The sequence below is a fragment of the Rhodococcus sp. TAF43 genome (assembly GCF_052113525.1).
Classification (GTDB): domain Bacteria; phylum Actinomycetota; class Actinomycetes; order Mycobacteriales; family Mycobacteriaceae; genus Prescottella.
The window spans coordinates 68,535-76,318 of sequence record NZ_JBFRDL010000019.1 but is presented as its reverse complement, the minus strand read 5'-3'; the positions used below and the strand labels follow the sequence as shown (position 1 = coordinate 76,318).

The window sequence follows — 7,784 nt, the reverse complement described above, 5'->3', positions numbered from 1 at the left end:
GGATCACACCACCGGCCGCGGCGAACAACCCGCGCGTGACCTCGGGCAGGCCGAGTTGGGCGTGTTCGTCGACGACCGACAGGTCCGACGCCAGGACCAGTTCGGTGCCGCCGCCGAGCGCGAAACCGTTGACCGCGGCGATCGTCGGCTTGCTGATCCAGTGCTGGGCGTAGCCGGCGAAACCCCACTCGGGGTGGCCGTCGGCCTCGAGCGGGGCGCCGCTGCCCAGTGCCTTGAGGTCCGCGCCCGCGCAGAAGGCGCGTCCGGCGCCGGTGAGAACGATGACCCGCACCTCGTCGTCCGCGTCGGCCTGCTCGAGCAGCGTCCCCACGGCCGTGGAGAGTGCCGCATTGACCGCGTTCAGTGCCCGCGGGCGGTTGAGGGTGATGATCGCGACACTGCCGCGACGCTCGTACAGCGCGGCGGGTTCGGTGCCGGTCGGCTCGTCGGCCATGCGGCCTCCTTCATCGAAGAACATGATAGCTATTTAGCGCTCGCTAAATAGCTATCATGGTGAGGCTGGCTGGTCAACGCCTGCATCGTCCGCGGTGCTGATTGACTTCGACCTCTTCGCTTCCCTGGAACGAATCCGCCTCCGGCTCAGAGAACCCTTGCGGCCTCGAGGCGCAACCAACCGAAGGGATCTCGAAGTGAGCACGATCGGCTCCGGTGTCCTCACCTCTCTCGACGGAGGCATCCTGCGCATCACGATCGACTGCGCCGCCAGCATGAACGCTGTCCTCACCGAAACTCTCGATGCAATTGCCGAAGCATTCGAGACCTACTCCATGGATCCCGACGTGCGGGTCGCCGTCCTCACCGGTGCGGGGCGATCGTTCTGTACCGGCGGGAGCGAGCCGGCCGGCTCGAGCTGCTCGGCACGCGAGACTTCGCCGAGGGCGTCAACGCGTTCCGCGACAAGCGACCGCCGAACTTCGGCAACCACTGATCCGGAATCGACATCAAGGGCAAAGAGTGACAGCCCCGTTGGTCGACCTCGACGCTGATTCGGCGGGCCAGATCTACCAACGGGGCTGTTTGTTCAGTTCTTCGCCGCCGCGAGTCGCACGTTGAGCGGTCCGGGGTCGACGTACTCGTCGATCCGGTGAATGTGCTTGTCGTCGCAGTAGACCCGTAGCATCGCGGGCATACGCAGACCCTGTGCGACCCCGTTGAGTTCCACCACATGCTGCTGCACGAACCCGTCGTCGAGTAGCAGCCGTCGGATCTGTACGTACTCGAGCGGGCCGGCCTTGCGGGCCAGCCACGAGAGCGTGCGGATGCTCTCGTCACGTGTCTGCTCGATGTCGTCGTAGTTGTGCCAGACGACTACATCGGGGCTGTACAAGGTCTCGAGCGTGGCGACATCGGCAGCGGTGACTGCGGCGAAGAACTTGTCCGCGACATCGCCGATTGCGTTCATCGCGCCATGCTCGCCTGGTTGTTCAGCGCCAGTCCCGGACGGGGCCAGTCGAACCTGAGTAGCTTGCCGGTGCTGGATGCGGTGACGTACGCGGTGCGCATGTCCTCTCCGCCCCAGCAGATGTTGGTGATTCCAGGGTCGCCGTCGGTGTCGATCGCCACGAACTCGACGAGTTTGCCCTCCGGGCTGATCACACAGATGCCGGGTGTGGACAGGGATGCGACACAGATGTTGCCGTTGGCCTCGACTCCGAGGGAATCGAAGTAGCGGAAGTCCGGGGATCCGTAGAGGAAGTTCCCGTTGCCGGAGCCGCCGACGATCTCGCCGCCGGCGATCTCGCCCGGACCGCTGACGTTCCACCACCACACACGCGCGGTGAATGTTTCGCTGACGTAGAGCCGGGAACCATCCGGGGAGAGGCCGACCCCATTGGGGCCGTTCATGTCTGATGCCACTTCTCGGATCGACGACCCGTCGGCGGTCGCGTAGTACAGCCGGCCGCGGTCGCTCGTCAGGTGGTTGGTCTTACCGTGATCGGTGAAGTAGAAGCCACCGTGCGCATCGAACACGATGTCGTTGGGCCCTCGGATCTGTAGGCCGTCGCATTCGGTGTAGAGCAGTTCGATTTCGCCGGTCTCGAGATCGACGGCTTGGATGCTGCCCCCGGCGTAGTCCTCGGGTGTGCCGCCGGCGTAGATGTATCCGCCGACGTCGAACGCGTGCATCCCTCCACAGTTGGCGACGTAGGCTCGGCCGTCCGGACCGATCGCAGCACCGTTCGGGCCGCCGCCGAGGTTTGCGACCACGGTCTTCGTGCCGTCAGCGGCTACCCGGGTGAGCCGGCCGCCGTGCAGTTCCACCACCAGTACGTCGCCGTCGGGCAACGCTACGGGGCCTTCCGGGAACTTCAGTCCGGTCGTAAGTGTGCTGAATTGCATGGGATCCTCCAGGATTCATGTGCCGTAGAAGTAGCGGTCAGCTGGTGGTGTACTGGTCGCGCAGGATGTTCTTGCGGATCTTGCCGCTGACGGTCTGTGGCATTGCGTCGGTGAAGATGACCTTGCGGGGCTGTTTGAACGAGGCGATCTGCGACTTGCAGGTACTGACGATGTCGTCGGCCGTCAACTCGACGCCCGGTTTGGGAACGACTACGGCCGTGACGATCTCGCCCCACTTGTCGTCAGGGGTCCCGATGACCGCTGCCGTGAGTACATCGGGGTGGCTGTAGATGGCGTTCTCGACCTCGCTCGAGTAGACGTTCTCCCCGCCGGTGATGATCATGTCCTTCGCACGGTCGACGATGTAGATGAACCCCTCGTCGTCGCGATGTGCGAGGTCGCCGGTGTGGAACCAGCCGTCTTCGAACGCCTGCGCCGTCGCCTCGGGGTTGCGGAAGTATCCCGTGGTCACCTGATCGCCGCGGACGACGATCTCGCCGATTTCTCCTGGAGCGCATTCGGTTCCGTCGTGAGCGACAACGCGGACATCGACCAGCGACATCGGCTTGCCGACCGCGTCGAGGAGGTGTTCTTCGCCGTTGGCCGCACGGATATGGGCGGCCTTGTCGAGCACGAGCATGTTGCCGCCGAGTTCGGTCATGCCCATGCCCGCGTATACGACGGGACCGAATCGCTCGATGGTCCGCCGGAGAACGTCGGCAGGGATCTTCGATGCGCCGTAGCCCATCCACTCCAGGCTGCTCAGGTCGTAGTCGTCGATCTTCGGGTGTGCGAGCAGCATCTGCATCATGGTGGGCGCGAACCCGCCGCTGGTCACGCGGTGGTCCTGGACCAGCTGCATCCACCGCTCGGGATCCCAGTCCGACATCATCAACACCGAACCGCCCCGGAACTGATGGAGCGGCGTCAGGAAGCCGGCAACGTGACAGAGCGGCATGGCGTTGAGGAAGCACGTGTCCGGTGTCGGCTGGTGCTCGATCRCAGACTGGATCAGCGCGGTGTTCAGATTCCGATGGCTCAGCCGGGCGCCCTTGGGCTTACCCGTCGTTCCGCTGGTGTAGAGCAGCCACGCGTCGTCGTCGTCGCTGATGTCGATCTGCGGTGCGGTCGTCGCGGCTCCACTCAGCAGCTGCTCGTAGGACGTGAACGTGGCGGTGTCCTCGCCGATCACGACGATGTGTTCGACGGTCTCGAGCTCGGCACGATGGTCGGCGATCAGGTCGAGGTACTTCGGCTGCACGAGCAGTACGCGTGCACCCGAGTCGTTGAGAATCCAGACCCACTCCTTCGGGTGAAGGCGGTAGTTGAGCAGTGCGAGGGTCATGCCGGCGGCGGGGACGCCGTAGTAGGCCTCCACGTACTCGAGGCTGTTCTCGGACAGCAGGGCCACTCGGTCGCCGGGGTCAGCGAGGCCGCTGAGGCCGTTGGCCAAGCGCATCGCGCGCTGGTGAAGCTCGAGGTAGGTGCGGGAGTCGGAACCGTCGGCCATCGACAGGGCGGTTCGATCGGGGAAGCGAGCGGCGTTTCGCCGCAGGAGGTCGCTGAAGAGCATGTGGGACTCCAGTCGGAACGTGGCCTGGATAACAGATATTGCACACAATCTAGACCCCGACCCATGCCTGCGATCAAGCTTTTCGGAGAAGATTCCCATATGTCGGGCAGATTCCGGGTTGATTGTATGGAATCTGGCGAATCGCTCGTCGCCCGTGGAGGTGGGGGTAGGCGCGCGTCTCAGTCGCGGTCGAGGCCGAGTGCTCTGATCGTCAGCAGATTGACGGTGTCGAGCGCAGTGTCGGCATGGTCCGTCTCGCCGAGTACGAAGCGGAGGTAGAGCGTGCGATCGACCATGGCGCCCAACGCTTGAGCCGCGACCTGTGCATCGAGGTCGTGGGGGACCAGTCCTTGTTCCTGCCAGTGCTGGATCGAACGCGCGGTGCGATCGGTCGTCTGTTTGCGATGCTGCTGACGCAGGTCACGGAAGTCGGGGTCGATCGTCGCGACCTGTTCGACGATCGCCATCATGCGCGCTCGCTGCTGGTATCGCTCCCAGTAGACCCGGTTGGCATGGTCGAGTCGAGACCGCGGCGTGTCGCCCTCGAACGTGGTGTCGTCGGGCGCGAACATCTCCTCGAACAGCCGGGATGCGACCTCGTAGAAGATCTCCTCCTTCGAGGAGAAGTGCGTGTAGAAACTCCCGTAGGCAACCTTGGCCGTCTTGGTGATGTGAGTGATTCGTGCGTCGACGAATCCGACTTCCTCGAACACCTCGCGGGCGGCGCGAACAAGGCGCTCGCGGGTGGCGCGACCGCGACTGCTGACCGGGAGGGCGGAGTCCTGCACGAGCGGAATCGTAGCAGCGAGCGTTGACCCGACCGACTTGACTTGACTATCATGTCAAGTTGAGTGGGCCGGCTGTCGCAGCGAGGCCTAACGCCGTGAAAGGGGACTGGACCTTGACGAATTCCGAGTTCGACATCACCGGAATCAATCATCTGGCGCTCGTGTGTTCTGACATGGAGCGCACCGTGGACTTCTACAGCAACGTGCTGGGGATGCCTCTGGTCAAGACGCTCGAGCTCCCGGACGGTGGGGGGCAGCACTTCTTCTTCGACCTCGGTGGCGGGAACCACCTGGCGTTCTTCTGGTTCCCCGATGCTCCGCCGGCCGCGCCGGGAATCGCCGCGGCCGTGACCATTCCCGGCAAGGGCGAAATCACAAGTGCCATCGGCTCGATGAACCACGTGGCGTTCACGATCCCGGCGGACAAGTTCGACGAGTATCGGGCCAAGCTCAAGAGCAAGGGTGTCCGGGTCGGCTACATCCTCAATCACGATGACAGCGAGTCCGGTGTCGCGTCCGAGATGCACGACGGAGTCTTCGTGCGCTCGCTGTACTTCCAGGATCCCGACGGGATCCTGCTCGAGTTCGCCGCGTACACCCGCGAGCTGACCTCCGCCGATGTCCRACACCGTCCGGCCAAGGCCGCCAACGCGGCCGCGATCTGACCGACACCACCTACCACCAGGGAAGGACCCTTCGATGCCCCGTTTGARGCAGGTTTCACGGACTGAGGCTCAGGCCGACATCGTGCTCACCATGTACGACAAGTTGTTCGGGCCGGACCGGGACCCGGTGGCCGAGCCCGGCACCGAGGCCGGAACCCCGGGCGACTGGTGGACCGTCTTCGCGTTGGTGCCGGACGTGCTCAAGCACGCAGTTCGAGGCTTCTCGCTCTACCGGAGCCCCAATCGGCTTCTCGACCCGGTACTGCGCGAACTCGGTCAGACTCGTGCGGGATGGCTGCGCGGCAGCCAGTTCGTCTTCTCCCAGCACTGCAAGTCGCTCCGCTCGCTCGGAGTCAGCGAGGAGCGGATCGAGGCCATCCCGTCCTGGGGTGTCTCGGATCTGTTCACCCCTCTCGAACGAGCGGTGTTGTCCTACACCGACAGTCTGGTGACGGGCGGCGGCCGTGTCGACGACGGTACCTTCCAGGTGCTGAAGGACGGGCTGACCGACGAACAGATTCTCGAGCTGACCTACATCACCTGCCTGTACGACATGCATGCGGTGATGAGCCGGGCGTTGCGGTTGGAGTTCGACGACCGGGACGAGTCCATCGTCGAGGTCGCCGCACCCGAAGGATACGCCGCCGTCGATGTCGGCGCGGCAATCAGTCTGTCCGAGGATCGCCGATGACGGCACCGGAGACGTTGTACGACGTTCCGACCGCCGCCGAACTCGTTACGGCCGTCCGAGAGTTCCTCGCCGACAAGGTTATCGACGAGTTGGACGGAGCGGTCCGATTCCACGCCCGGGTGGCGATCAACGCGTTGGCGATCGTCGAGCGAGAACTCGAACACGGGGCAGCCGATACCTCCGAGCACCGAGACAGACTGGCCCAGCTCGGATACGCCGACGATGCCGGACTCGCCGAGGCCATCCGCACAGGTCGCGAAGACTCACGATTGGCTGAGGTCAAACGCCTCGTCACCGCGAGCGTGGAGGCCAAGCTCCGCGTGGACAATCCCGGCTACCTCGGAGGGCCTGCATGACATTCGATGTCCCCGATCACATTCGCCCCATGCGCGACAAGGTCTACCAGTTCATGGTGGAGAGGGTCGAGCCGAGCGAGCCGATTCTGGATGCGGGCGGGTCGGAGGCCCGCAGCCTCATCGCGAACCTGCAGAAGGAAGCCAAATCCGAGGGCCTGTGGGCGCTGGGGCATCCGGCCGAGCTCGGTGGCGGAGGGCTTCCGTTCCTCGACTACGTCTACATCAACGAGGTCCAGGGGCGCAGTGAGTACGGCCAGCTGGCGCTGGGCACCTGGACGCTCCAGGACTCGATCATGCTGAACCGGCACGCCAGTCCGAGGTGGCGAGAGGCCTACCTCGAGCCGCTGGTGCAGGGAGAGATCTCGCCGAGCTTCGGCATGACGGAGCCGGATGTCGCGGGGTCGGATCCGACGCAGTTGCAGACCACCGCCACGCTCGACGGTGACGAGTGGGTGATCAACGGCCGCAAGTGGTTCACCACGGGGGCCGCAGACGCCGCGTACACGACGGTCATGTGCCGCACCGAGACCGACGCTGCACCGCATGCTTCGTTCAGCATGATCATCGTTCCGACGGATCATCCCGGCTACCGGATCGTCAGGGACACACCCGTACTCGGTCTGTCCAGCGGACACTACGAGGTCGAGTACGACAACGTACGGGTGCCGGCCGAGAACCTGCTCGGCGAGCGGGGCAACGGGTTCGTGATCGCGCAGGAACGGTTGGGCCCCGGCCGGATCTTCCACTCGATGCGATGGCTCGGCCAGGCGCAGAGGGCCTTCGATCTCATGTGCCACCGCCTCAACGAGCGAGTCGCGTTCGGCGAACCGCTCGCGAACAAGCAGCTGATGCAGCAGCACGTGTTCGACTCCTACACCGAGATCCAGGCCAGCCGGTTGCTCACCCTGAAGGCGGCCGAACAGGTCGACAGAGGTGACCAGGCGCGGGTGGAGATCGGCGCGGTCAAGGTCTTCGGCGCGCGAATGCTGCACAACGTCGTCGATCGCGCTGTCCAGGTCTTCGGTGCGGCCGGCGTCACCGAGGACACGCCGCTGAGCCACATGTACCGTGCCGCACGGTTCGCGCGGATCTACGACGGCGCCGACGAGGTGCACATCCAGAGCGTCGGCCGCAGGATTCTGAGTGAGTACCGCCGCGGCGGAAACTGGGAGTTCGGGCTGCGCTGACCGCGGCACCGTTCCCAGTAAGGGCCCCGAGGGCCGGAGTGTCGACGTTCGAAGTCGCACTCGAATTCCCTCGGGGCCCTTTCGTATCCGACGGGGTCGTCGGATACCGGCCACCGTCGGTCGTCACCGGCCTCGACCGACGGACGAGCCCATCAGCCGGAGC

The 7,784-nt window shown here is 64.7% G+C and carries 10 protein-coding genes; 5 read left to right on the top strand and 5 right to left on the bottom strand.

Going from position 1 to position 7,784, the window contains the following annotated elements; translation table 11 throughout:
* The coding region (locus AB4Z09_RS14185) for an enoyl-CoA hydratase-related protein (RefSeq protein WP_442240027.1) at positions 1-454 on the bottom strand (454 nt) is incomplete at its 3' end.
* Positions 455-650: 196 nt separating this feature from the next.
* On the opposite strand from AB4Z09_RS14185, the gene AB4Z09_RS14180 reads away from it, so the two are divergent.
* Positions 651-1,007 (top strand): enoyl-CoA hydratase-related protein, encoded by a 357-nt coding sequence (locus AB4Z09_RS14180; RefSeq protein WP_442240026.1) that lies wholly within the window; start codon positions 651-653, stop codon positions 1,005-1,007.
* A 35-nt stretch (positions 1,008-1,042) separates the two neighbouring features.
* Here AB4Z09_RS14180 and AB4Z09_RS14175 read toward each other — a convergent pair whose 3' ends face one another.
* From AB4Z09_RS14175 to AB4Z09_RS14160, 4 genes are all read right to left on the bottom strand, one after another.
* Positions 1,043-1,423 carry a ketosteroid isomerase gene (locus AB4Z09_RS14175; RefSeq protein WP_254622708.1) on the bottom strand — a complete coding sequence of 127 codons (381 nt, stop codon included), beginning with the start codon at positions 1,421-1,423 and terminating at the stop codon, positions 1,043-1,045.
* Positions 1,420-2,361 carry an SMP-30/gluconolactonase/LRE family protein gene (locus AB4Z09_RS14170; RefSeq protein WP_174907303.1) on the bottom strand — a complete coding sequence of 314 codons (942 nt, stop codon included), beginning with the start codon at positions 2,359-2,361 and terminating at the stop codon, positions 1,420-1,422. Before AB4Z09_RS14170 ends, AB4Z09_RS14175 begins: the two co-directional genes overlap by 4 nt.
* Positions 2,362-2,398: 37 nt before the next feature.
* Entirely contained in the window at positions 2,399-3,934 is a 1,536-nt protein-coding gene (locus tag AB4Z09_RS14165; protein ID WP_442240025.1) for a class I adenylate-forming enzyme family protein, read from the bottom strand.
* A 179-nt stretch (positions 3,935-4,113) separates the two neighbouring features.
* Complete coding sequence (locus AB4Z09_RS14160; RefSeq protein ID WP_254622709.1) at positions 4,114-4,722, bottom strand: TetR/AcrR family transcriptional regulator; 609 nt, start codon at positions 4,720-4,722, stop codon at positions 4,114-4,116.
* Positions 4,723-4,835: 113 nt separating this feature from the next.
* Between AB4Z09_RS14160 and AB4Z09_RS14155 the strand changes: the two genes are divergently transcribed.
* From AB4Z09_RS14155 to AB4Z09_RS14140, 4 genes are read left to right on the top strand one after another with little or no spacing between them, the layout of a single operon-like run.
* The gene (locus AB4Z09_RS14155; RefSeq protein WP_442240024.1) at positions 4,836-5,387 is read left to right on the top strand and encodes a VOC family protein; all 552 of its coding nucleotides are present in this window, start codon (positions 4,836-4,838) and stop codon (positions 5,385-5,387) included.
* A gap of 34 nt (positions 5,388-5,421) precedes the next feature.
* Positions 5,422-6,078: a carboxymuconolactone decarboxylase family protein gene (locus AB4Z09_RS14150; RefSeq protein WP_442240023.1), complete on the top strand. Its 657-nt coding sequence runs from the start codon at positions 5,422-5,424 to the stop codon at positions 6,076-6,078.
* A complete protein-coding gene (locus AB4Z09_RS14145; RefSeq protein ID WP_174907309.1) occupies positions 6,075-6,434 on the top strand; it encodes a DUF6285 domain-containing protein in 360 nt (119 codons plus the stop codon). The genes AB4Z09_RS14150 and AB4Z09_RS14145 overlap by 4 nt, the downstream gene beginning before the upstream one ends.
* The gene (locus AB4Z09_RS14140) at positions 6,431-7,621 is read left to right on the top strand and encodes an acyl-CoA dehydrogenase family protein (RefSeq protein WP_114723977.1); all 1,191 of its coding nucleotides are present in this window, start codon (positions 6,431-6,433) and stop codon (positions 7,619-7,621) included. Before AB4Z09_RS14145 ends, AB4Z09_RS14140 begins: the two co-directional genes overlap by 4 nt.
* Positions 7,622-7,784: the final 163 nt, after the last annotated feature.